The 22,049-nt window shown below is 73.1% G+C and carries 21 protein-coding genes; 14 read left to right on the top strand and 7 right to left on the bottom strand.

The features are described from left to right. Nucleotides 1–8: 8 nt before the first annotated feature. The 3 genes from O7603_RS17830 to galE all read right to left on the bottom strand — a co-directional run bounded on the left by O7603_RS17830 (nt 9) and on the right by galE (nt 3,358). Nucleotides 9–1,139, bottom strand: coding sequence for a tetratricopeptide repeat protein (locus O7603_RS17830; protein ID WP_281570938.1), 1,131 nt, complete (start codon nt 1,137–1,139; stop codon nt 9–11). Nucleotides 1,140–1,274: 135 nt separating this feature from the next. Next, entirely contained in the window at nt 1,275–2,432 is a 1,158-nt protein-coding gene (gene galK, locus O7603_RS17825; protein WP_281570937.1) for a galactokinase, read from the bottom strand. Beyond that, nucleotides 2,429–3,358 carry a UDP-glucose 4-epimerase GalE gene (gene galE / locus O7603_RS17820; protein WP_281576725.1) on the bottom strand — a complete coding sequence of 310 codons (930 nt, stop codon included), beginning with the start codon at nt 3,356–3,358 and terminating at the stop codon, nt 2,429–2,431. Before galE ends, galK begins: the two co-directional genes overlap by 4 nt. Nucleotides 3,359–3,628: 270 nt before the next feature. On the opposite strand from galE, the gene O7603_RS17815 reads away from it, so the two are divergent. The 7 genes from O7603_RS17815 to O7603_RS17785 all read left to right on the top strand — a co-directional run bounded on the left by O7603_RS17815 (nt 3,629) and on the right by O7603_RS17785 (nt 8,919). Then, nucleotides 3,629–4,654, top strand: coding sequence for a hemolysin family protein (locus O7603_RS17815; protein ID WP_281570936.1), 1,026 nt, complete (start codon nt 3,629–3,631; stop codon nt 4,652–4,654). A gap of 33 nt (nt 4,655–4,687) precedes the next feature. Next, nucleotides 4,688–5,713 (top strand): tryptophan--tRNA ligase, encoded by a 1,026-nt coding sequence (trpS, locus tag O7603_RS17810; RefSeq protein WP_281570935.1) that lies wholly within the window; start codon nt 4,688–4,690, stop codon nt 5,711–5,713. A 59-nt stretch (nt 5,714–5,772) separates the two neighbouring features. After that, nucleotides 5,773–6,324, top strand: coding sequence for a 2'-5' RNA ligase family protein (locus O7603_RS17805; protein WP_281570934.1), 552 nt, complete (start codon nt 5,773–5,775; stop codon nt 6,322–6,324). A 66-nt stretch (nt 6,325–6,390) separates the two neighbouring features. Beyond that, nucleotides 6,391–7,314 (top strand): YhjD/YihY/BrkB family envelope integrity protein, encoded by a 924-nt coding sequence (locus O7603_RS17800; RefSeq protein WP_281570933.1) that lies wholly within the window; start codon nt 6,391–6,393, stop codon nt 7,312–7,314. Nucleotides 7,315–7,330: 16 nt separating this feature from the next. Beyond that, complete coding sequence (locus tag O7603_RS17795) at nt 7,331–7,699, top strand: GntR family transcriptional regulator (protein WP_281570932.1); 369 nt, start codon at nt 7,331–7,333, stop codon at nt 7,697–7,699. A gap of 32 nt (nt 7,700–7,731) precedes the next feature. Then, a complete protein-coding gene (locus tag O7603_RS17790) occupies nt 7,732–8,367 on the top strand; it encodes an activator of HSP90 ATPase (RefSeq protein WP_281570931.1) in 636 nt (211 codons plus the stop codon). Between the two features lie 108 nt (nt 8,368–8,475). Then, complete coding sequence (locus O7603_RS17785; RefSeq protein ID WP_281570930.1) at nt 8,476–8,919, top strand: hypothetical protein; 444 nt, start codon at nt 8,476–8,478, stop codon at nt 8,917–8,919. A gap of 3 nt (nt 8,920–8,922) precedes the next feature. On the opposite strand, the gene O7603_RS17780 is transcribed toward O7603_RS17785, so the two are convergent. From O7603_RS17780 to O7603_RS17770, 3 genes are all read right to left on the bottom strand, one after another. Further along, nucleotides 8,923–9,309: a VOC family protein gene (locus tag O7603_RS17780; protein ID WP_281570929.1), complete on the bottom strand. Its 387-nt coding sequence runs from the start codon at nt 9,307–9,309 to the stop codon at nt 8,923–8,925. Between the two features lie 305 nt (nt 9,310–9,614). After that, on the bottom strand, nt 9,615–11,249 hold the full coding sequence (locus O7603_RS17775) for a glycoside hydrolase family 13 protein (protein WP_281570928.1): 1,635 nt from the start codon (nt 11,247–11,249) through the stop codon (nt 9,615–9,617). Nucleotides 11,250–11,400: 151 nt separating this feature from the next. Then, complete coding sequence (locus O7603_RS17770; protein ID WP_281570927.1) at nt 11,401–12,489, bottom strand: LacI family DNA-binding transcriptional regulator; 1,089 nt, start codon at nt 12,487–12,489, stop codon at nt 11,401–11,403. A gap of 197 nt (nt 12,490–12,686) precedes the next feature. Between O7603_RS17770 and O7603_RS17765 the strand changes: the two genes are divergently transcribed. The 4 genes from O7603_RS17765 (at nt 12,687) to O7603_RS17750 (ending at nt 18,427) form a co-directional block, all read left to right on the top strand. After that, nucleotides 12,687–13,934 (top strand): maltose ABC transporter substrate-binding protein, encoded by a 1,248-nt coding sequence (locus O7603_RS17765; RefSeq protein ID WP_281570926.1) that lies wholly within the window; start codon nt 12,687–12,689, stop codon nt 13,932–13,934. Further along, the gene (locus tag O7603_RS17760; protein WP_281570925.1) at nt 13,934–15,568 is read left to right on the top strand and encodes an ABC transporter permease subunit; all 1,635 of its coding nucleotides are present in this window, start codon (nt 13,934–13,936) and stop codon (nt 15,566–15,568) included. Before O7603_RS17765 ends, O7603_RS17760 begins: the two co-directional genes overlap by 1 nt. Nucleotides 15,569–15,681: 113 nt before the next feature. Further along, the gene (locus O7603_RS17755; protein ID WP_281576724.1) at nt 15,682–16,494 is read left to right on the top strand and encodes a sugar ABC transporter permease; all 813 of its coding nucleotides are present in this window, start codon (nt 15,682–15,684) and stop codon (nt 16,492–16,494) included. Between the two features lie 70 nt (nt 16,495–16,564). Then, a complete protein-coding gene (locus O7603_RS17750; protein WP_281570924.1) occupies nt 16,565–18,427 on the top strand; it encodes a glycoside hydrolase family 13 protein in 1,863 nt (620 codons plus the stop codon). 73 nt (nt 18,428–18,500) lie between these two features. On the opposite strand, the gene O7603_RS17745 is transcribed toward O7603_RS17750, so the two are convergent. Next, entirely contained in the window at nt 18,501–19,106 is a 606-nt protein-coding gene (locus O7603_RS17745) for a TetR/AcrR family transcriptional regulator (RefSeq protein WP_281570923.1), read from the bottom strand. A gap of 97 nt (nt 19,107–19,203) precedes the next feature. On the opposite strand from O7603_RS17745, the gene O7603_RS17740 reads away from it, so the two are divergent. The 3 genes from O7603_RS17740 to O7603_RS17730 all read left to right on the top strand — a co-directional run bounded on the left by O7603_RS17740 (nt 19,204) and on the right by O7603_RS17730 (nt 21,977). Further along, complete coding sequence (locus tag O7603_RS17740) at nt 19,204–20,223, top strand: hypothetical protein (protein WP_281570922.1); 1,020 nt, start codon at nt 19,204–19,206, stop codon at nt 20,221–20,223. Between the two features lie 68 nt (nt 20,224–20,291). Continuing rightward, nucleotides 20,292–20,633, top strand: a complete 342-nt coding sequence (locus tag O7603_RS17735; RefSeq protein WP_281570921.1) for a hypothetical protein — start codon at nt 20,292–20,294, stop codon at nt 20,631–20,633. Nucleotides 20,634–20,909: 276 nt separating this feature from the next. Beyond that, entirely contained in the window at nt 20,910–21,977 is a 1,068-nt protein-coding gene (locus tag O7603_RS17730) for a BMP family ABC transporter substrate-binding protein (protein WP_281576723.1), read from the top strand. Nucleotides 21,978–22,049 lie beyond the last annotated feature (72 nt).

The raw sequence follows: 22,049 nt of genomic DNA, 5'->3' as shown, positions 1-22,049 counted from the left end.
CCTCTCGATCAGCGGGGCGGGGCGGGCGCGGAGGTGGTGGCGCGGGCGGCCAGGCGGGTCCAGATCGCGTAGCCGAGCCGGCGGATCGTCGGGGCGGCGCGGCGCTTCAGCTGCCGCCACAGCCGGACGGCCAGGATCACGGCGCCCGGGAGCAGCAGCAGGGCGCCCACCGCGCCGGCGGGGCTGTCCGTGCGGGGGGCCAGCCCGCCGCAGACCAGCCCGGCGGCCGTGACCAGGGTAAGCAGCTGGCACACCACCGCCGAGGTCGCGTTCAGGTGCCGGCGCAGCTGCCAGCGCACCGCCGTCGGCTGCCGTCGCCAGGACCGCAGCGCCCACGCCGCCGCGGCCACCAGGACGAGCAGCGCCGCGACCAGCCGTACGGGTCGACCCGTGCCCCCGACCGCCGCGAACAGCACCCAGTGGGCGACGGCCGCCAGCGCGACCACGTCGAACAGCCGCCAGCACAGGGCGAGGGAGACCGCGGCGAGCGACTCGCTGCTCCACCCGGCCTGCGGGTCGGCCGCCAGCGCGTCGCTGAACCCGCGCGCGGCGCGGCCGGCCCGGTCCTGCCCGGCGTCGAGCAGCGCGAGCTGGCTCAGCGCCGGCTCGTACGTCGGGTCGAGTGCCAGCGCCTGCCGGCAGGCGGCCCGGGCGGCCCGGAGCCGACCCATCCGCGCGTGCAGGCGGGCGTCGAGCAGGTGGACGTCCGGCACCTGCGGGGCGAGCTCCAGGGCGGTGTCGGCGTGCCGGCGGGCAGCCACCACCCGGTTGGGGTTGCCGAGGGCCAGGAGCGCCTCGGCCAGCAGCCCGTGCGCCTCCCAGGTGCGGGGCGCGCGTTCCAGGGCCTGCTGGGCGGCGGCGGCCGCGTGCGCGGGGTGCCCGGCCGCGAGCAGGATCCGGGCCTTCTCGACGAGCAGGTGCTGCTGGGCGGCGGCGAACCCCAGCGCACGGTCCACCAGCCGCATCGCCTCGGCGAGCTGGCCCAGTATCCGGTGGCAGCGGGCCAGCTGGAGCAGCACACCGGCGTGCTCCGGTTGGTCGGCGAGCAGGTCGCGGAGCAGCTTCGCCGCCTCGGCGTGCCGCCTCACCCGCATCAGCGCCACCGCCCGCTCCTGGGCGGCGATCCCGGCGTCGCTCATGTGGCCTCCCCCCGGTCCGATGTGATCCCGGTCGGCGGCCACCCTACCGACCGTCGCGTTCGGACCGTGCGCCCCGGGGCGGCGGGTGCGGCCACCACACGGCCCGCCCGCACCGCGTGGTGGCGGCGACGACGGTCAGTCGAGGCGGGTGGCGCCGGGGGCGGGGAGCACGGTGACGTGGGTGGGGGCCTGGAAACCCCGCTCGGCGTACGCGGCGGTGACCGCGTCCGCCACCGTGTCGGCCGCGTCCGCCTCGACGAGGGCGAGGACGCAGCCGCCGAAGCCGCCGCCGGTCATCCGGGCACCGAGCGCGCCCGCGGCGAGCGCCGCCTCGACCGCGGTGTCGATCTCCGGGACGGTGATCTCGAAGTCGTCGCGCATCGAGGCGTGCGACGCGGTCAGCAGCGGGCCGATCTCGCGGACCCGTCCGGCACGCAGCAGCGCCACCGTGTCGAGCACCCGCTGGTCCTCGGTCACCACATGGCGGACCCGGCGTCGCGTCTCGTCGTCGTCGAGTCGGGCGAGCGCGGTGTCGAGCTGGTCCACGCCGATGTCGCGCAGCGCCGGCACGCCGAGGCGCTCGGACGCGGCCTCGCAGGACTTGCGGCGGGCGGCGTACTCGCCGTCGGCGTGCCGGTGCGGTGCCCGACTGTCGACGACCAGCACGGCGAGCCCGGCGGCGTTCAGGTCGAACGGGATGTGCTCGACCTCCTCGGTGCGGCAGTCGAGGAAGAGCGCGTGCCCGTCCCGGCAGCGGATCGCCGCCGACTGGTCCATGATCCCGGTCGGCGCGCCGACGTAGGCGTTCTCGGCCCGCTGGGCGAGCCGGGGCTGCCGCGCTGCCGGCAGGTCCAGCCCACCGAGGTCGACCAGGGCGGTGAGCACCGCCGCCTCGATCGCGGCGGAGGAGGAGAGCCCGGCGCCGAGCGGCACGTCCGAGGCGATCGCGAGCCGGGCGCCGGGCACGTCGTGGCCGGCCTCGCGCAGCGCCCAGACCACGCCGGCGACGTACGCGCCCCAGCCGGTGACCCGGCCCGGCTCGTCGACGTCGTCGGCGCCGAAGCTGATCGTCTCGCCGGACAGCTCGGACCAGACCGTCCAGCGGGCGCCGTCCTGCCGGTCGGCGGCGGCCACCGCGCGCAGCGGCAGCGCGAAGGGCAGCACGAAGCCGTCGTTGTAGTCGGTGTGCTCACCGATCAGGTTGACCCGGCCGGGCGCCGCCCAGCGGCCGGCGGGTGGCGCGCCGTACTCGCGCTGGAAACCGGCGGCGGCGCGGTCGGCGACGTCGGTCACGCCTGCTCCAGGATGTGCGTGCGGTAGAAGGCCCAGGCGTCGCCGACCATGTCGTGCAGGGTCGGCTTCCGCGGCACCCAGCCCAACTCCTCGCGGGCCAGCCGGGAGGAGGCGACCAGCTCGGCCGGGTCGCCCTCGCGGCGGGGCGCGACCTCGACCGGCAGCGGGTGGCCGGTGACCTCCCGGACCACGTCGACGACCTGCCGGTTGGTGAACCCGTTGCCGTTGCCGAGGTTGTAGATCCGGTGCTGGCCCGGCGTGGCGGCGTCCAGCGCGAGCAGGTGGGCCCGGGCCAGGTCGGCGACGTGGATGTAGTCGCGGACGCAGGTGCCGTCGACGGTCGGGTAGTCGTCGCCGAAGAGCTGGAGCTTCTCCCGCCGGCCGGCGGCGACCTCCAGCGCGATCGGGATGAGGTGGGTCTCCGGGTCGTGCCGTTCGCCGAGGGCGACGTCGCCGTCGAGGTGTGCGCCGGCCACGTTGAAGTAGCGCAGGGAGACGGCGGCCAGATTGTGGGCGATCGCCTCGGAGGTGAGTGCCATGTCGACGGCGAGCTTGGTCGCGCCGTACGTGTTGGTCGGCGCCTTGACTGCGGTCTCCGGGATGGGCAGCTCGGTGGGGTTGCCGTAGACGGCGGCGGTGGAGGAGAAGACGAGGCGGGGGACCCCGGCGGCGCGGACCGCGTCGAGCAGCGCGAGCGTGCCGACCGTGTTGGTGTGCCAGTAGAGCTCCGGCTTGACCATCGACTCGCCGGCGGCGATGAGGGCGGCGAAATGCAGCACGCCGTCGAACCCGGCCTCGCGGGTGACCACCCGGGCGGCGTCGTGGACGGGCGCGTCGACGTGGGTGGCGTCCGGGGCGAGGGCCTCGCGGTGACCGGTGCGCAGGTCATCGAGGACGACCACCTCGTGGCCGGCGTCGAGCAGCATGCGGGTCACCACGCTGCCGATGAACCCGGCGCCGCCGGTGACGAGCAGTTTCACGTCGTTGCCTCCTGCCTGGCCGGCCCGGGACGCGGCCCTTCGGTGATCACCCTACGGTGGGGGCCGGGACGCGGCCCCGCCCGCTGTCTCCTGATTCCATCATAAACTCTCATGATTCAACAGAGTTGAACACTGAGCGGCGGGGCCACGGAAACGGCGAGGGCACTCCGGCGGAAGCCCCGGTGGCGGGAGTCCCCGGTGTCTACCATCTCTGGCATGCGGGAAGCGGGCGGTCCCGAGCACCGCCGACGCGCACGGCGGCGACCCCGCCGCGAACCGGGTCGGGCCGCCCGGGTCGTCGCCCGGGTGGTGGTCCGGGCCGCGGACGCCGCCACCCGCCTGGTCACCGACCTGCTCGGCGCGAGCCCGGCCGCCGGTCGGGAACGGATCAGCGAGGGCGAGCTGCGCGACCTGGTCGCGGCGAACACCCTGCTGCACCCGGACGAGCGGCGGATCATCGACGAGGTGCTGGTGGCCGGCGCGAGCCTGGTCCGCGAGGTGATGATGCCCCGCACCGAGGTGGTCTTCCTCCCCGCCGGGCTGCCCATCGTCGAGGCGGCCCGACTGGTCCGGGCCGAGCCGCACACCCGGTACCCGGTCACCGACGGCACCCACGACGACGTGGTCGGCTTCGTCCACCTGCACGACGTGCTGCTCCGCCCGGACGACGACCGGTGCACCACGGTCGGAGAGCTGACCCGCGAGGTCAAGCGGCTGCCCGGCAGCAAGCGGGTGCTGCCGGCGCTGACCGAGATGCGCCGGGAGGGGCACCACCTGGCGGTGGTGGTCGACGAGTACGGCGGCACCGCCGGCATCGTCACCCTCGAGGACCTGATCGAGGAGCTGCTCGGGGAGATCCACGACGTGCGCGCCGGCGCGCCCGGCCCGGCGCGCGCCGGACTGCCCGCCGTGGTCGACGGCCGGCTCAACCTGGCCGACTTCGCCGAGCGCACCGGAGTGCCGCTGCCCGCCGGGCCGTACGAGACGGTCGGCGGGTTCGTGATGGCGGCGCTGGGCCGGCTGCCGGTGGTCGGTGACGAGGTGGCGGTGGATCCCGGGCCGGCCGACGCCGGCGCCCCGGAACCGGACGACGCGTCGGGTGGCTGGATGCTGCGGGTCATGGCGCTGGAGGGGCGCCGGGTGGCCCGACTCGCCGTCTCCGTCGTCCGCCTGCCCGAGCAGCGGCGCGAGGTCACGGCGCCGACGGCGGCGGGCGGCGGCCGACCCGCCGGCCCGTCATGACGCGCCCCCGGGCTTGCTGACAGAATTGCCGGCATGTCCGACGTACCCGCCCGCCCACGCGTCTTCTCCGGCATCCAGCCGACGGCCGACTCGTTCCACCTCGGCAACTACCTGGGCGCGGTACGGCACTGGGTGGCGCTGCAGGAGACGCACGACGCGTTCTACTGCGTGGTCGACCTGCACGCGATCACCGCCGGGCACGACCCGGCGCTGCTGCGGCAGCGGTCCCGGGTGGCCGCCGCCCAGCTCTACGCGGTGGGCATCGACCCGGAGCGCAGCACCCTCTTCATCCAGTCGCAGGTGCCCGAGCACTCGCAGCTGGCCTGGGTGCTCGGCTGCATCACCGGGTTCGGCGAGGCCAGCCGGATGACCCAGTTCAAGGACAAGTCGCAGAAGCAGGGCAGCGACCGCTCCAGCGTCGGCCTCTTCACGTACCCGATCCTCCAGGCCGCCGACATCCTGCTCTACCAGGCCCACGCGGTGCCGGTCGGCGAGGACCAGCGGCAGCACCTGGAACTCTCCCGCGACCTGGCCCAGCGGTTCAACTCGCTGTTCGGCAAGACCTTCACCGTGCCCGCGCCGCACATCGTGAAGGACACCGCGAAGATCACCGACCTGCAGGAACCGACCGCGAAGATGTCGAAGTCGTCCTCGTCGCCGGCCGGCATCATCGACCTGCTGGAGGACCCGGCCCGTTCGGCCAAGAAGATCCGCTCCGCGGTCACCGACACCGGCCGGGACATCGTCTTCGACGCCGAGGGCAAGCCGGGCATCTCCAACCTGCTGACCATCCACTCCGCGCTCAGCGGCCGCGGCATCGACGAGCTGGTCGCCGCGTACGCCGGCAAGGGCTACGGCGACCTGAAGAAGGACCTGGCCGAGGTGGTGGCCGAGTTCGTCCGCCCGATCCAGGAACGCACCCGCGCCTACCTCGACGACCCGGCCCAGCTGGACAAGCTGCTCGCCGCCGGGGCGGAGAAGGCCCGCGCGGTGGCCGCGCCGACGCTGCGCGAGGCGTACGAGCGGGTCGGGTTCTTCCCGCCGGTGCGCGGCGAGTAGCGCCGCGGCGCGACGCGGTACGGGTGGACGGGCCGGTGGCCGGAGAGGTGGCGCGCAGCGTGGTTCGCAGGGACGGGGCGCTGCTGGGGGAGGACTGTCTCCAGATCGGCGTCGCGGTGGACATCCCCGAACCCTGGGGCTCCGAGCTCACGCGGCGGCGCGCGGAGGCCGGTGACCCACAGGCGGCGGACATCCCGGCGCACGTGACGCTGCTCGGGCCGACCGAGATCCCGGTGCAGACCCTGCCCGCCGTCGAGCGGCACCTGGCCGCCGTCGCCGCCGCCCACCTGCCGTTCACCCTGCACCTGCGGGGCACCGGGACGTTCCGGCCGGTGACCCAGGTGGTCTTCGTGGCGGTGGCCGCCGGGATCAGCGAGTGCGAGCTGCTCGCCGCCGCGATCAGCGCCGCGCCGGAACTGCACCGGGAGGCGCGTTTCCCGTACCACCCGCACGTGACGGTGGCGCAGGACGTCGCGCCGGAGGCACTGGACAAGGCGTACGAGGACCTGGCCGACTTCTCGGCGATGTTCGAGGTGGCGGCGTTCACCCTCTTCTCGCACAGCGGCCAGCCGCGCTGGCAGCCGCGCCGGGACTTCCGGCTCGGCGGCTGACCGGCCCGCGAGGCGCGCCCACCGATGGTTCCCCCACGGTGGGCCGACATCGGCGAGGATGACGGCGTGAACGTGATCGGCCGGGTCGAGGCGGCCATCGACCGCTGGGCGAGCGCCGGCCGCCGCCGGTCGCCCCTGTTCGACCACGTCTGGCGGGCCGGAGCGCTCTACGCCGAGGTGCTCGGCGGCCGGCTGGCCGCGGCGATCGCCTACTACGGGTTCTTCGCGGTGTTCGCGCTCGCGCTGGTCGCGTACGCCATCTTCGGCGCCATCCTGGAGGACAACGACGAGGTCAGCCGGGCTGCGGCGGAGTTCCTCCGGGACAATCTGCCGTTCCTGAATCCGGTGCAGATCGCCGAGAGCAGCGGCACGGTCGGCGTGGTCGGCCTGATCATTCTGACCTTCACCGGGATCGGCTGGATCGAGGCGATCCGTTCCTCGCAGCGGCTGATGTACGGGCTGAACCAGCAGCCGGGCAACCTGGTGATCCGCCGGCTGGTCGACATCGGCGTGATGGTCCTCGTCTTCGTGCTGCTCGGCCTCTCGGTGGCCGCCGTCGACGCACTGGAGTCGCTGCTGCGCTTCCTGCTGCGCAGCACCGGTTCGGTCGGCCTGACCACGCTCAGCGCGATCCTCAGCGTGCTGGTCAACGCGGTGCTCGCCACGCTGCTGCTGGTCGCGGTGCCCCGGCTGCGGATGAGCCGGTCGCGGCTGCGTCCGGTGGTCTGGCTGGTAGCGCTCGGCATCACCCTGCTCAACACGGTCGGCCGCTACTACGTGGTCCGGGCCGAGCGGAGCCCGGCGTACACCGTGGTGGCCGGCGCGGTGGGGCTGCTGCTCTACCTGTACCTGCTCAACCAGCTGGTGCTGTTCGGCGCGGCGCTCGCCGCGACCAGCTCCCGCGGCCGGGTGGTCGACCTGGCCGCGGGCCCGCCACCGGTCGACATCGACGAGGACACCGGTCCCGGCACCCCTGGCGGTGCCGGTTGAGTGAGGGGAGCAGGACGTGCTGATCTCGGTCGACCCGGGGTCGTCCGTGCCACCGTACGAGCAGGTGCGTGCCCAGCTCGCCGAGATGGTCGGGGACGGTCGGCTGCCGACGGGCGCCCGGCTGCCCACCGTCCGGCAGCTCGCCACCGACCTCAACCTGGCCGCGAACACGGTGGCCCGGGCCTACCGGGAGCTGGAGTCGGCCGGGCTGCTCGAGACCCGCGGCCGGCACGGCACTTTCGTCGCACCCGGCCGGGACGATGCGATGGACCGGTTGCAACGGGTGGCCGCGGACTACGCCGCCCAGGCCCGCCGCCTCGGCGTGCCGCCCGCGGCGGCGCTCGCCGTGGTCCGCGCCGCCCTGGACGCGTCCCGAGCGGGTTGACACCAGACGTCCGCACGACGAGGGGAGCACCGATGATCGAACCGGAGACGCTGACGGTCGAGGTCGCCGTGGCGGCGCCGATCGGGCGGGTCTGGTCGGCGTTGACCGAGCCCGGCGAGATCCGCCAGTGGTTCGGCTGGGAATACGACGGCCTGGCCGACGAGATCCGGGAGATCTTCGTCGAGCACGTCGAGCGGTTCCCGCCGGTCCGGCTGGCGATGGCGGACGGGTCCGAGCTGGTGCTCGCCGCCGACGGCGAGCGGACGCTGCTGCGGGTGGTCGTGCCCGGTGACGGCGACGGCGGCTTCAACCCGATCCTGGAGGGTTGGCGCGCCTTCACCGAGCAGCTGCGCTTCCTGCTCGAACGGCGGCCGGCGGGGCCGCGGCACACCGTCTACCTGACCGGCGCGGCCACCGGCGCCCAGCTGCTCGCCGCGCTGCCGCCGGTGGGTGAGGGGGAGCTGTGGCACGACAGCCGCTACCTGCGGATGGTGGTCGATCGCGGGGGCCGGCTGCTGACCGCCCTGGCCGAGCAGCCCCTGGCCGGCGACGAGGTGGCCCCGGTCAGCCTGACCGTCGCCAGCTACGGCCCGGACGACGCCGCGGCGGCCCACCTCCGTGACGAGTGGTCCACCCGATGGCACGCCGCCCTCCCACCCGCCCCCTGACCGTGCGGGTCGCTCAGCAGGGTTCGTGACCACCGACGGGAGCGGGAGGTGGACATGGATCGCGCGAATGACGCCCGGGTCTCCGGTGCGACGGACCATGATGGGCCGGTGGGCGCACTCGTGACGTTGGACCTGCCGAGCGACTCGCCGATGCTCGGCCTGCCGTGGATCATCACGTTCGGCCCGCTCGGCGACGACGACGAGTGGGAGCCGGTGGTCTGCGGCCCCTACGAGCGTCCGCACGCCTTGGCCCTGGCCGAGGCGGTCGTGGCCGAGGAGCAGCTGATGGCGGTGGTCGAGCCGTTGCTGCCGGCGCTCTCCGCGGAGGAGATCCGCAGCGAGATCGCCGCCGCGCAGATCGCGGCCGAGGACGAGCTGGCGCAGGTCGACCAGGCCGACCTCTACGGCGACTTCGAGGACACCATCGACGAGGAGCTGGACGCGGCGGCGGACGAGGCCGGCCGGGGTGAGCCGACCGTGCCGCCGACCGAGGCCGAGCTGCGCGACGGGTTCCGCCGGATCGCGGAGATCCTGACCGCCAAGGGCACGTGACGCTCAGGCCGCCTCGGGGAGCACACGCCGGGCCGGCGGGTGGTGCAGGAGGCAGAACTCGTTGCCCTCCGGGTCGGCGAGCACCACAAACCCCTCGTCACCGGTCTGCCCGACGTCGGCCGGCCGGGCGCCGAGGCCGATCAGCCGCCGCACCTCCGCCGCCGGGTCGCCGTCACTGACCAGGTCGAGGTGCAGCCGGTTCTTGCCCCGCTTCGGGGTGCCCGAGCCCTGCAACCACACGGTGGGGCCGGTCCCCTCCGGCGGCGGATAGAGCTTCGCGCTGCCGTCGCCGCCCTGCTCGACGGTGTAGCCGAGCGCCGCGGACCAGAACGCCACCATCAGGTCGACGTCCTCGACGTCGAGGGTGTACTGCGCCACCCGGGCCACCATGCGCCACCTCCACCACGACTGATCCTGTCGCGGTACCCCGGTGGGACGGCGTCGACACGTCCACCGACCGGCCACTGTGGCGTCCGGCCCGGAAGCGTCCGCGCCCGGCCGGGACGGAAACGCTCAGCGCCGGGGCCGCACGGACGCCGGGGCCGGACGGACGCCGGGCCGGACGGACGCCGGCGCCCCACGGCGTAGACCGTGAGGCGCCGGCGCCACCTCACCCCCCACCACAAGGGGCCGGTGCCCAGTCGCCCGTCGGCGCGGGGCACAACGGACGACCAGGTCGCAGAGGGGTTACCCGCTCAGCGGCGTTCGAACCAGGCGGCGGCGTCAACCGGCAGCAGGTGACCCGCGCCCTGCCCGGTGAGTGGGGCGCTGGCGACGACGGGCTCGCCGTACCCGGCGACCAGGGCCGGGCTGCCACTGAGGTTGACCACGCAGGTCAGCACGGCGTCGCCCGCGGCGCGGGCGAAGGCCAGCACGCCCGGCTCCGTCTCCAGCCAGGTCACCCCGCCGGCGTCGGCGGACAACGCCGGGTGCTCGCGCCGGATCCGCAGCGCGTCGCGGTACAGCTCCAGGGTCGAGCCGGGCACGCCGGTCTGGGCCGCGACCGAGAGGGCACGCCAGGTCGCCGGGGCGGGCAGCCAGCTCAGCTCGCTGCCGGCCGGGCCGAAGCCGTACGGGGCCAGCTCGCCGCTCCACGGGATCGGGACCCGGCAGCCGTCCCGGCTCTCGCCGGTGCGCAGGAACGCCGGGTCCTGACGCAGTTCGTCCGGCAGGTCCAGCACCTCCGGCAGGCCCAGCTCCTCGCCCTGGTAGAGGTACGCGCAGCCGGGCAGGGCGAGCATCAGCAGGGTCGCGGCGCGGGACCGGCGCAGCCCCTCCAGCCCGTCGCCGTAGCGGGTGACGTGCCGCTGCTTGTCGTGGTTCGAGAGCACCCAGGTGGTCGGCGCGCCGACGATGGTCGACTCGGCCAGCGCGGTGTCGATCACCTTGCGGAACGAGTCCGCCGACCACGTGGCGTCGAGGAAGTCGAAGCTGAAGGCCTGATGCAGCTCGTCCGGGCCGATGTAGCGGGCCAGCCGCTGGGGCGTCTCGGCCCACGCCTCGGCCACCGCCATGCGGCCGCCGGGGTAGCTGTCCAGGATCGGCCGCCAGGCGCGGTAGATGTCGTGCACCTCGTCCTGGTCGAAGTAGGGGAGGCGGCCCTTGCCGAGCAGTTCGACCTGGCGCCGGCCGGTGGTGAGCGTGCCGAACCCGACGTCCGGCAGCCCCTCGGCCTTGATCATGCCGTGCGCCACGTCGATCCGGAACCCGTCCACGCCCCGGCCCAGCCAGAAGCGCAGGATGTCCTCGAACTCGGCGCGGACCTCGGGGTGCCGCCAGTTCAGGTCCGGCTGGGCCGGGTCGAACAGGTGCAGGTACCACTGGCCGTCCGGCACCCGGGTCCAGGCGGGGCCGCCGAAGATGCTCTCCCAGTCGTTCGGCGGCAGGTCGCCGTGCGCGCCCCGCCCCTCGGCGAAGAGGTAGCGGGCCCGCTCCTTCGAGCCGGGCGCGGCGGCGAGCGCGGCGACGAACCAGGGGTGGGCGCTGGAGGTGTGGTTGGGCACCAGGTCGACGATGATCCGCAGCCCCAGGTCGTGGGCGTCGGCGATCATCGCGTCGAAGTCGGCCAGGGTGCCGAACATCGGGTCGACGTCGCGGTAGTCGGCCACGTCGTACCCGCCGTCCACCATCGGAGAGGTGTAGAAGGGGGTCAGCCAGAGCGCGTCCACCCCGAGATCACGCAGGTACGGCAGGCGCTCCCGGACGCCGCGTAGGTCACCGATGCCGTCGCCGTTCGCGTCGGCGAAGCTGCGGACGTAGACCTGGTACACGACCGCGGAGCGCCACCAGTCGTGGTCGGCGGTCGGCGGGGTCGGGTGGGTGGCGGTCATCGGTGGCGTTCCCCGTTCTCGGGCACGGTCGGGCGGCACCCGGCGTGACACGGGCGGACACGCTGGGTGTCTGAGCAGAATGCCGGCCGGTTGCTGCAAGAGTCAAGCAGTCCTTGCGCAAGGAATGCTCGCGATGGTGAACGGCGGCAGGTCAGGCGGGCACCGCGAGCGCGGGCGGCGTCGGGCGCCGCCCGGGCGACCCGCCGGGCCCCGGGCGACCCGGCGCCGCCGGGGCGACCGCGGTGGAGCCCCGGACCACCAGCTCGGGCCGGAACAGGTACTCCGAGTGCGGCGCGGCGTGCCCGTTGATCTCGTCGACCAGGGCCCGGACGGCGGCCACCGCCATGGCGATGACCGGCTGGCGCATGGTGGTCAGCGGCGGGTCGGTGAAGGCCATCAGCGGGGAGTCGTCGTAGCCGACCACGGAGAGGTCGGCGGGGACGGAGAGGCCGCGCTGCCGGGCCGCCCGGACCGCGCCAAGGGCCATCAGGTCCGAGCCGCACACCACGCCGGTGACGCCCCGGTCCAGCAGCCGACCAGCGGCGGCCTCGCCACCCTCGACGCCGAACAGGGTGAGCTCGGCGAGTTCGTCCAGGTCGGATCCGGCCTGTCCGGTCAGCCGGGTCATCGCGTTGCGCCAGCCGGCGACCTTGCGCCGGACCGGCACGAACCGGTCCGGGCCGGTGATCAGGCCGATCCGGCGGTGCCCGAGGGCGACCAGGTGGGCGACCGCGAGCTCGGCTGCCTCACCGTCGTCGCACGAGACGAAGGGCGCCGCCACGTCCGGCACGTAGCCGTTGATCATCACGATCGGCAGCGGCCGGGCGATCAGCGCACGGTAGCGGTCGTGGTTGGCCGCGGTGTCGGCGTGCAGGCCGGAGACGAAGACGATCCCGGAGACCTGCCGGTCCAGCAGCATCTCCACGTACTCGTCCTCGGTGACCCCGCCGGCCGTCTGGGTGCAGAGCACCGGGGTGAACCCGCTCTGCGCCAGAGTCGACTCGATGACCTGGGCGAAGGCGGGGAAGATCGGGTTGTCCAGCTCCGGCACCACCAGGCCCACGAGTCCGGCGCTGCGCTTGCGCAGCCGGGCCGGGCGCTCGTAGCCGAGCACGTCGAGGGCGGTGAGGACGGCCTGCCGGGTCTCCGGGGCCACACCGGGGCGGTCGTTGAGCACCCGCGACACCGTGGCCTCGCTGACTTCGGCCTGTTGGGCGATGTCGGACAGTCGAGCGCGCATGGCGGCACTTTAGCCCAAGGGCAAGTTCTTGCGTACAGCTCTGCAAGCCCTTCCATTCTCTGAAACCCCTTGCTAACGTCCCCGCAACACACGAGAGCTGCGGCGCACCTCCGTGCGCCGGTTGGCAAGAACTTCCAGAGGTTCCCCCTGGCGGGCGCCCGTCCCCCGGCGGACCCGCCATGACGACAGGAGTACCGATGCGCATCCGTACCGCGGGTGTGGTCGCCGTCTTCGCCCTGGCGCTCGCCGCCTCCGGCTGCGGCGGTGGCAGCGACGATCCGGCCACGAAGGAATCCCCCAAGGCCGCCGGTGGCAAGCTGGTGATCTGGGCCGACGACAAGCGGACCGCGGCCCTCAAGCCGTTCGCCGAGAAGTTCGGCCAGGAGAACGGCGTCACCGTCGAGGTGCAGGCCGTCTCCAAGGACCTGCAGACCAACTTCGTGACCGCGTCGCAGCAGGGCAGCGGCCCGGACGTGGTGGTCGGGGCGCACGACTGGATCGGCAACCTGGTGCAGAACGGCGCCATCGACCCGGTGCAGCTCGCCGCCGAGCAGAAGAGCGCGTTCAACGAGACCGCGGTCAAGGCGGTCACCTTCAACGGGCAGCTCTACGGCGTGCCGTACGCCATGGAGAACCTCGCGCTGATCCGCAACACCGAGCTGGCCCCCGAGGCGCCGAAGACCATCGAGGAGCTGGTCGCCACCGGCAAGAAGCTCAAGGCGGACAAGAAGGCGAGCGAGATCCTCTGCCTCCAGTCCGGCCAGAACGGCGACGCGTACCACGTCTACCCGCTCTACACCTCGGCCGGCGGCTACCTCTTCGGCACCGCCGCCAACGGCGACTACGACCCGAAGGACCTGGGCGTCGGCAAGCCGGAGTCGATCGAGGCGTTCAAGAAGATCGGCGCGCTCGGCGAGAAGGGTGAGGGCGCGTTGAAGCGCTCGATCACCGCCGAGAACTCGATCGCCACCTTCACCGGCAAGAAGTGCGCGTTCCTGGTGTCCGGCCCGTGGGCCATCGCGGACGCCAAGAAGGCCAACATCACGTACGACATCTCCCCGGTCCCCGGCTTCGCCGGCGGCAAGGAGGCCCAGCCGTTCGTCGGTGTCCAGGCGTTCTACGTCGCGTCGAAGGGCAGCAACAAGGCGCTGGCCCAGGAGTTCGTGGCCAACTACGTGACCAAGCCGGACCTCGCGGTGGCGCTCTACCAGGCCGAGCCCCGGCCGCCGGCGCTGACCGCGGCGCTGGACCAGGTCAAGGGCACCGACCCGGACCTGGCCAAGTTCACCGAGGCCGGCAAGAACGGGCAGGTGCTCCCGGCGATCCCCGCGATGGCCGCGATCTGGGACCCGTTCGGCAAGGCGGAGGCCGCCGTCATCGGCGGCGCCGACCCGGCCACGACGATCACCGCGGCCGGCAAGACGATCGCTGGTCAGATCAAGTAATGAACGTCCCGCCGTCCGGCCCGGGGTCTGCCACGCAGGCCCCGGGCCGGGAGCCCGTCGGCTCCCGGCCCGCGGGGCGCACCGCGCGTCAGCACGCGCCGATCACCGCGACCGGCCTCGCGGTCAAGGTGGTCCTGCTCGGCCTGGTGGCCGGGATCGCGATCTGGGCGGCCTTCCCGCTCATCGAGGCGGAGAAGTGGGTCGGGCTGGCCCTGCTGGCGGCCACCACCGCCGGGCTGTTCTACCTCTATCTCACCCGCCGGCACGTCCCGGCGAAGTACCTGGTCCCCGGCACGCTGTTCCTGATCGCCTTCCAGGTCTTCCCGGTGCTCTACACAGCGAGCACCGCCTTCACCAACTTCGGCGACGGACACCGGGGCAGCAAGGACGACGCGGTCGTCGCCATCCAGACCGCCTCGGTGAAGCAGGTGCCCGGCTCCACCGAGTACGCGCTCTCCATCGCCACCACCGGCGATCCCGCCACCGGCCGACTGGTCTTCCTGGTCACCGAGCCGGCGACCGGCACCGTCTCCGCCGGCGACGCTTCCGGGCTGCGCCAGCTCGACGCCGGCTCGGTCACCGTCGCCCCCGGCGGCAAGGTGACCGCGGCGGACGGCTACACCGTGCTCAACATCGGCCAGGCCAGCCTCCGCAGCCAGGAGATCACCGACCTGGTGGTGCCCACCGCCGGTGGCGCCATCCGGTCCACCGGTCTCTCCCGCGCCTACGAGGGCACGGCGGTCCGGGCGTACGACGCCGGGTGCGACTGCGTCCGGGACAGCGAGACCGGCCGGACCTGGACCGCCGACGAGGAGGCGGGCTCGTTCGTCGCCGCCGACGGCGAGCGGCTCGCCCAAGGCTGGAAGGTCGACGTCGGGTTCGCGAACTTCACCCGGGTGCTGACCGACCCGAACATCTCCGGGCCGTTCTTCGGCACGCTGGTCTGGAACTTCGCCTTCGCGATCGGCTCGACCGGGTTCACCTTCCTGCTCGGCATGGGCATCGCGCTGGCGCTGCACTCGCCCCGGATGCGCGGCACCAACCTCTACCGGGTGCTGCTGATCCTCCCGTACGCCATGCCGTCGTTCGCGATGCTGCTGGTCTGGCGGGACATGTTCAACACCGACTTCGGCCTGATCAACAACCTGTTCGGGCTCGGTGTGGACTGGTTCGGCCAGGACTGGTCGGCCCGGGCGGCGGTGCTGCTGGTGCAGCTCTGGCTCGGCTACCCGTACATGTTCCTGGTGACCACCGGCGCGCTCCAGGCCATCCCGTCCGAGCTGACTGAGGCGACCTCCGTCGACGGCGCGTCGCCCTGGCAGTCGTTCCGCGCGGTCACGCTGCCGCTGCTGCTGGTCGCGCTCTCGCCGCTGCTGATCGCGTCGTTCGCGTACAACTTCAACAACATCAACGCGATCTGGTTCACCACCGAGGGCGGGCCGTTCCCGGCGGACAACCCGCGCAACGGCGCGACCGACCTGCTGATCACCTACACCTACCGGCTGGCCTTCGGCGCGCAGGGCGCGGAGTTCGGCACGGCGGCCACCGTCTCGATCTTCATCTTCGCGATCGTCGCGACGGTCTCGGCGATCAGCTTCCGACGCACCCGCAAGCAGGAGGAGGTGTACGCGTGACCACCCTCAGCGGCGTCCGGGCCGCGGGCGACACCGCCGGCACGCCGGTCGCCAACCGCAACGCCCGTGGCGGACGGGGAACCCGCTGGCTCCGCCAGGTCGGTTGGCGGCACCTGGTCGGGGTGCTGGCCGTGGCGTTCAGCCTCTTCCCGATCCTGTTCGTGCTCTCGGCCGCGCTCAACCCACTCGGCACGCTCTCCTCCACCAGCCTGCTGCCCACCGAAGGGGTGTCGTTCGAGAACTTCGGCAACCTCTTCTCGCAGTTCGCCTTCGCCCGCTGGTTCCTCAACAGCCTGCTCATCGCCGGCCTGGCCGCCGCCGTGTCGATCTTCCTGTCCGCGTTGGCCGCGTACGCGTTCTCCCGCATGCGGTTCGCCGGGCGCCGGATCGGGCTGCTCACGCTGCTGTTGATCCAGATGTTCCCGCAGTTCCTGGCCGTCGTGGCGATCTTCCTGATCTTCACGACGGTCACCGACCTGTGGCCGGCCATCGGGTTCAACACGCCCTGGGGCCTGTTCCTGCTCTACATGGGCGGCGCGCTCGGCGTGAACACCTGGCTCATGAAGGGCTTCTTCGACACCCTGCCGCGGGAGCTGGACGAATCGGCCACCATGGACGGCGCCAGCCACGCCCAGGTCTTCTTCCGGATCATGCTGCCGCTGGTGGCACCGATCCTGGCGGTGACCGCGCTGCTCTCCTTCATCGGCACGATCAACGAGTTCATGCTCGCCAACGTGTTCCTCACCGACACCGAGTCGAAGACGCTCGCGGTCGGCATGTGGGGCATGGTCGCCGGCGAGCGGAACAACCACTTCGGGATGTTCGCCGCGGGCACCCTGCTCACCGCGATCCCCACCGTGCTGGTCTTCCAACTCCTGCAGCGCTACATCGTCTCGGGCCTCACCTCCGGAGCGGTCAAGGGATGAATCGGAGGGGTGGCCGCTCGCCGTCGCGGGCGAGGCGAGTGGTGCCACTCCGCACGCGAAAGGGCTCCCCATGACTCTCCATGCGCACCACGACGGATCCGCCTTGTACGTCCCCGAGCAGGCGCCCTCGCTCGGGGACACCGTCGACGTGTTCGTCCGCGTGCCGACCGGCGCCGACGTCGGGCAGGTGCACGTGCGCACCACCGGCGACGGCGAGCCCCGGTTCACCGAGGCGGTCGTGGACCGGGTCGACGGTGCCGAGGTCTGGTGGCGGGCCCCGGTCGAGGTCCGCAACCCGGTCAGCAACTACCGGTTCCTGCTCACCGGGCGCCACGGCTACCGCTGGCTGAACGCCACCGGGCCGGTCGACCACGACGTGCCGGATCACGGCGACTTCAAACTGGTCAGCCACGCCCCGCCACCGGCCTGGGCCCGGGACGCGGTGATCTACCAGATCTTCCCGGACCGGTTCGCCCGCTCGGCGGCGGCGGACGACCGGGCGCTGCCGGACTGGGCCGTCCCGTGCGACTGGGACACCCCGGTGATCGGGCGCGGCCCGCAGACGCCCCACCAGTTCTACGGCGGCGACCTGGACGGGATCACCGAGCGGCTGAACCACCTGGACCGGCTCGGGGTGAACACCGTCTACCTGACGCCGATCTTCCCGGCCCGCTCCAACCACCGGTACGACGCGGCCAGCTTCGACACCGTCGACCCGCTGCTCGGCGGGGATGCCGCGCTGGCCCGGCTCGCCGACGCGGTGCACGCCCGTGGCTGGCGGCTGCTGGGCGACATCACCAGCAACCACACCGGGGACGCGCACCGGTGGTTCACCGCGGCGGCCTCGGACGTGCACGCGCCGGAGCGGGAGCTGTACTACTTCGACGAGGTGACCGGCTGCGACAACTCCAGCTCGCCGCGTCTGACGCCGCGCCGCGACCTGAAGCCGTCGTACGAGTCCTGGAACGGGGTCACGTCGCTGCCGAAGCTGAACTGGGGCAGCGCCGAGCTGCGCCGTCGCTTCGCCACCGCCCCCGACTCACTGCTGCGTCGCTGGCTGCGCGAGCCGTACGGGTTGGACGGGTGGCGGGTGGACGTGGCCAACATGACCGGCCGGCGCGGCGCGGACGCGTACACGCACGAGGTGGCGGCGCTGCTGCGGGCCGTGGTCGCCGAGACCCGGGCCGACGGCCTGCTGATGGCCGAGCACGGCCACGACCACACCGGCGACCTGGACCGCGGGGGCTGGCACGGGACCATGAACTACGTCGGCTTCACCGATCCGGTCTGGTCCTGGCTGCGGCACGGCGAGCAGCCGGTGCCGAACTTCCTGGGCACGCCGGGCGGGGTCCGCCGCCGGGACGCCGCGTCGATGCTGGCCACCCTGGACGCCTACCGCTCGCTGGTCTCGTGGCGGTCGTACACCCACTCGTGGCAGCTGCTCGGCTCGCACGACTCGGCCCGGATCCGGACCGTCGTGGGGGACGCCGCCCGCCAGGAGGTGGCCGCCGGCCTGCTCGCCACCATGCCCGGCACTCCGATGATCTTCGCTGGGGACGAGCTCGGCCTCACCGGCACCAACGGCGAGGGGTCCCGGACGCCGATGCCGTGGCACCGCCCGGAGAGCTGGGACCAGGGGACCTTCGCCGCGTACCGGGCACTGGTCGCGTTGCGGCGCGACGAGCCCGCGCTGCGCCACGGCGGGCTGCGCTGGGTGCACCACGACCCGGACACCCTGGTCTTCCTGCGTGAGTCGCCGGCCGGCGACGTGCTCGTCCTGGCCCGCCGGTCGGCCGCCCGACCGGTCCGGCTGGCCGGGCTCCGGCCGGCGGAGAACGTGTACGGCGGCGCGCCGGCGCTGCGGCCGGACGCCGACGGCGCGGTCACGCTGCTCGGCGACGGACCCACCTTCCAGGTCTGGCGGCTGAGCTGACCACGGGCCCGCGCGCCTGCTGGCCGGTGCGAACACGCGCCTGCCGGCCGGTGCGGACGACCGGCGCCGGCGGTCAGACCGGCCGCGGGGTCGCGCGGAGCAGGGCGGCCACCCCGGTCAGGTAGGTCGCGCGGTCCGGGACGCCGGTCAGCAGGCGCTGGATGAACCAGCCCGGGACCAGGCCGAACAGCGCCGCTCCGGTGGCCTCCGGGTCGGCGTCGGCGGGCAGATCGCCGGACCGCTGGGCCCGCCGGACCAGGCCCGTGAAGTGCTCGCGGAAGCCGGCGTACGTCTCGGCGACGAAGGCGGCCAGCGCCGGGTCGCGCTGTGCCTCCCCCCAGACCTGGATCGCGATGCGCAGCGCGCCGTCGTCGGCGAGCTGGGTCTCGACGTACGCCAGCACCCGGTCTAGCACCGCCAGCAGCGGCACCGGCGGGTCCTGCCGGGTCAGCTCGGTGAGCACCCGGCCCGCGCCGCCGATCGCCTGCTCGGCGATCGCGTTGATCAGGTCGGTCTTGCTCGGGAAGTAGCGGTAGACCGCGCCCACCGAGAGCCCGGCCTCGGCGATCACGTCCTGCATCGACGTCCGATGGAAGCCCTCCCGCAGGAAGCACCGGCGGGCGGCCTCGACGATCTGCTGGCGGCGGGCGGCGCGGTGTTCCTCGGAGACTCGTGGCACGCCCCACATTCTAAAGCGAACGTTCGTTCTTGACAGGCGGGGTGGGTCGGCTCAGTCTTGTTTTCAAGAGAACGAGCGTTCGTTTTAGGAGCCCGCGATGTCCGCGACACCCGTCCGCCACCGCCCGCCGATGCAGCTCGCCCTCCTGGTCGCCGTCCTCGCGGTAGCGGCGCAGGCGCTGCTCGTACCCCTCTTCGCCGCTCCGGCTGTCCACCTGGCCCCGCGCGACCTGCCGATCGCGGTCGCCGGGCCCGCGCCCGCCGCCGCCGAGCTGGCCGGCCGGCTCGCGGCGGCCCGGCCCGGCGCGTTCGCGGTGACCACGCTCCCCGACGCCGCGGCGGCCGACCGGGCGCTGCGCGACCGCGACGTGTACGCGGCGTTCGTCGCCGGCCCGGGCGGCGTCGCCCTGCACACCGCACCGGCCGCCAGCCCGACGGTGGCCGCCCTGCTCGGCGAGGCCGCCGCGCAGCTCTCCCCGGGACGGCCGGTCCCGGTGGTGGCCGTGGTCCCCGCCGACCCGGACGACCCCCGGGGCGGCGGGTTCGCCGCCGGCTTCCTGCCGTTCGCGATGACCAGCCTGCTGGCCGGAACGCTGCTGGCCCTGCTGGTGCGGGGGCGGATCGCCCGGCTGGCCGGGCTGCTGGCGTACGCGGTGCTCGCCGGGGTCGCCGGCGCCGTCGTGCTGCACGACTGGCTCGGCGTGATCGGCGGTAACCGGTTGGCGGAGGCGGCAGCGGTCGGACTCTTCGCGCTGGCCGCGGCCGCCGTCGTGGCCGGGCTGGGCGCGCTGCTCGGCCGCCCGGGGATCGGGCTCGGCGCGCTGCTGGTCTTCCTGGTGGGCAACCCGCTGTCGGCCGTCGCCGCCGCTCCCGAGCTGCTGCCCCAGCCGTGGGGCGCGCTCGGGCAGTGGCTGCCGGTCGGCGCGGGCGGCACCGCCCTGCGGTCGGTCGCCTTCTTCGACGGCGCGGGGGCGGGCCACGCCCTCGCGGTCCTGAGCGGCTACGCCGTGGCCGGGCTGGTGCTGGTCCTGCTCGCGCGCCGAGCGGCGGCGGAGGGGCCCGCGCCGGTCGCCGACGATCCGGTCGCCGCCGAGCGCTCCGCGGTGTCCCCGCGCTGAGCGGTCGCCGGGACGCCACGCCCGACCCCTCTACTACAAAGTGTCGTTGATAGGGGAGGATGGTGCGCGTGGAAGCTCTGAGGCTGATCCTTCTCTACGTCCATCTGATCGGGTTCGCGATGCTCCTGGGTGGCGCAATCGCCCAGTACGTCAGCGGCCGGCTGCGCATCAACGCGGCCATGCTCTGGGGGGCGGTGATCCAGCTGCTGACCGGCATCGGACTCGCCGCGCCGCTGCGCGACGGGGACGAGCCGGCGCCGGCGAAGCTTGTTACCAAGGGGGTTATCGCGCTGCTGATCTTCGTAATGGTCTTCTTCTCCCGGAAGCGGGACGCGGTGAACCGGGGGCACTTCCTCGCGATCATCGGGTTGACGCTGGTCAACGCGGCGGTGGCGGTCTTCTGGCGGTAACGTCGGAACTGCGGAGAACAGCCGTGGAAACGGACGTTCCCGACGGCGGCACGCGCCTCTACCGGCACGAAGAGTGATTTGCCCCACCCAAGGGTTACGTCGGGGTAACAGGCGTTCAACAGTCGTGCACGATTGTCGGCCGGTGGGTGGGCGCGGGCGTACGCTCCCGTCCGTAACGTGGGACGCCGGCGGCACAGCGCAGGCCGGCTCAAGGGCTGCCACCGCACAAAGCGCGGTGTGCAATGGGAAGGAGACGTCTTGCGCTCGGTGCGTGGGATGCGGATCGCCTCGATCGTGGCGGCGGGTGGGCTCGTGCTGAGCGCCGCCGCGTGTGGCGAGGCGCCGGATGAGAACAACGGCGCCGGTGACGGTGGCAAGAAGTTCAGCGCCTGCATGGTGACCGACGTCGGCGGCATCGACGACAAGTCGTTCAACACCTCGGCGTGGAAGGGCCTCAAGGAGGCCAAGGCCGCGAACAGCAACATCGACATCAAGTACGTCGCGTCCAAGGCCGAGGCGGACTACGAGCCGAACCTGACGCAGTACGTCAACCAGAAGTGCGACTTCATCCTCGCGGTCGGCGGCCTCATGGCCAACGCGACCTCGAAGATCGCCAAGGCGAACCCGAACCAGCAGTTCGGGATCGTCGACGCCAACCCGGGTGACGCCAACGTCTACCCGATGCAGTTCGACACCGCCCAGGCCGCGTTCCAGGCCGGCTACCTGGCCGCCGGGATGAGCAAGAGCGGCAAGGTCGGCACCTACGGCGGTCTGCCGATCCCGCCGGTGACCATCTTCATGGACGGCTTCGTCGACGGCGTGGCGTACTACAACCAGGCCAAGGGCAAGAACGTCCAGGCGCTGGGCTGGGACAAGGCGACCCAGAAGGGTTCCTTCACCAACGACTTCGCCAAGCAGGACGAGGGCAAGAAGGTCTCCGACACCCTGGTCGCCCAGGGCGCGGACATCATCATGCCGGTCGCCGGCGGCTCCGGCCTCGGCACCACCGCGGCCGCCAAGGCCTCGGGCGGCAAGTACAACACCATCTGGGTGGACGTCGACGGCTGCGAGAGCACCCCGGACTGCTCGGCGATCCTGACCACCGTGGTCAAGAACATCCCGGACGCCGTCAAGGAGGCCGTGCTGAAGGCCGCCGGTGGCGAGAAGCTGCAGTCCAGCCCGGGCTTCGTCGGCACGCTGGCCAACAACGGCGTCTCGATCGCCCCGTACCACGACTTCGACAGCAAGGTTCCGGCCGAGCTGAAGGCCGAGGTCGACAAGATCAAGGCGGACATCTCCGCCGGCACCATCACCGTCACCTCGAAGGCTCAGCCGACCAAGTGACGACCGGCCGGCCCCACCGGTGAGATCATCGGGGGGCCGGCGGGCAACAGGTACGACCGATCCGGCCGCTCC

Source organism: Micromonospora sp. WMMD812 (genome assembly GCF_027497215.1).
Classification (GTDB): domain Bacteria; phylum Actinomycetota; class Actinomycetes; order Mycobacteriales; family Micromonosporaceae; genus Micromonospora.
This window is presented reverse-complemented; position numbering and strand designations above follow the sequence as displayed.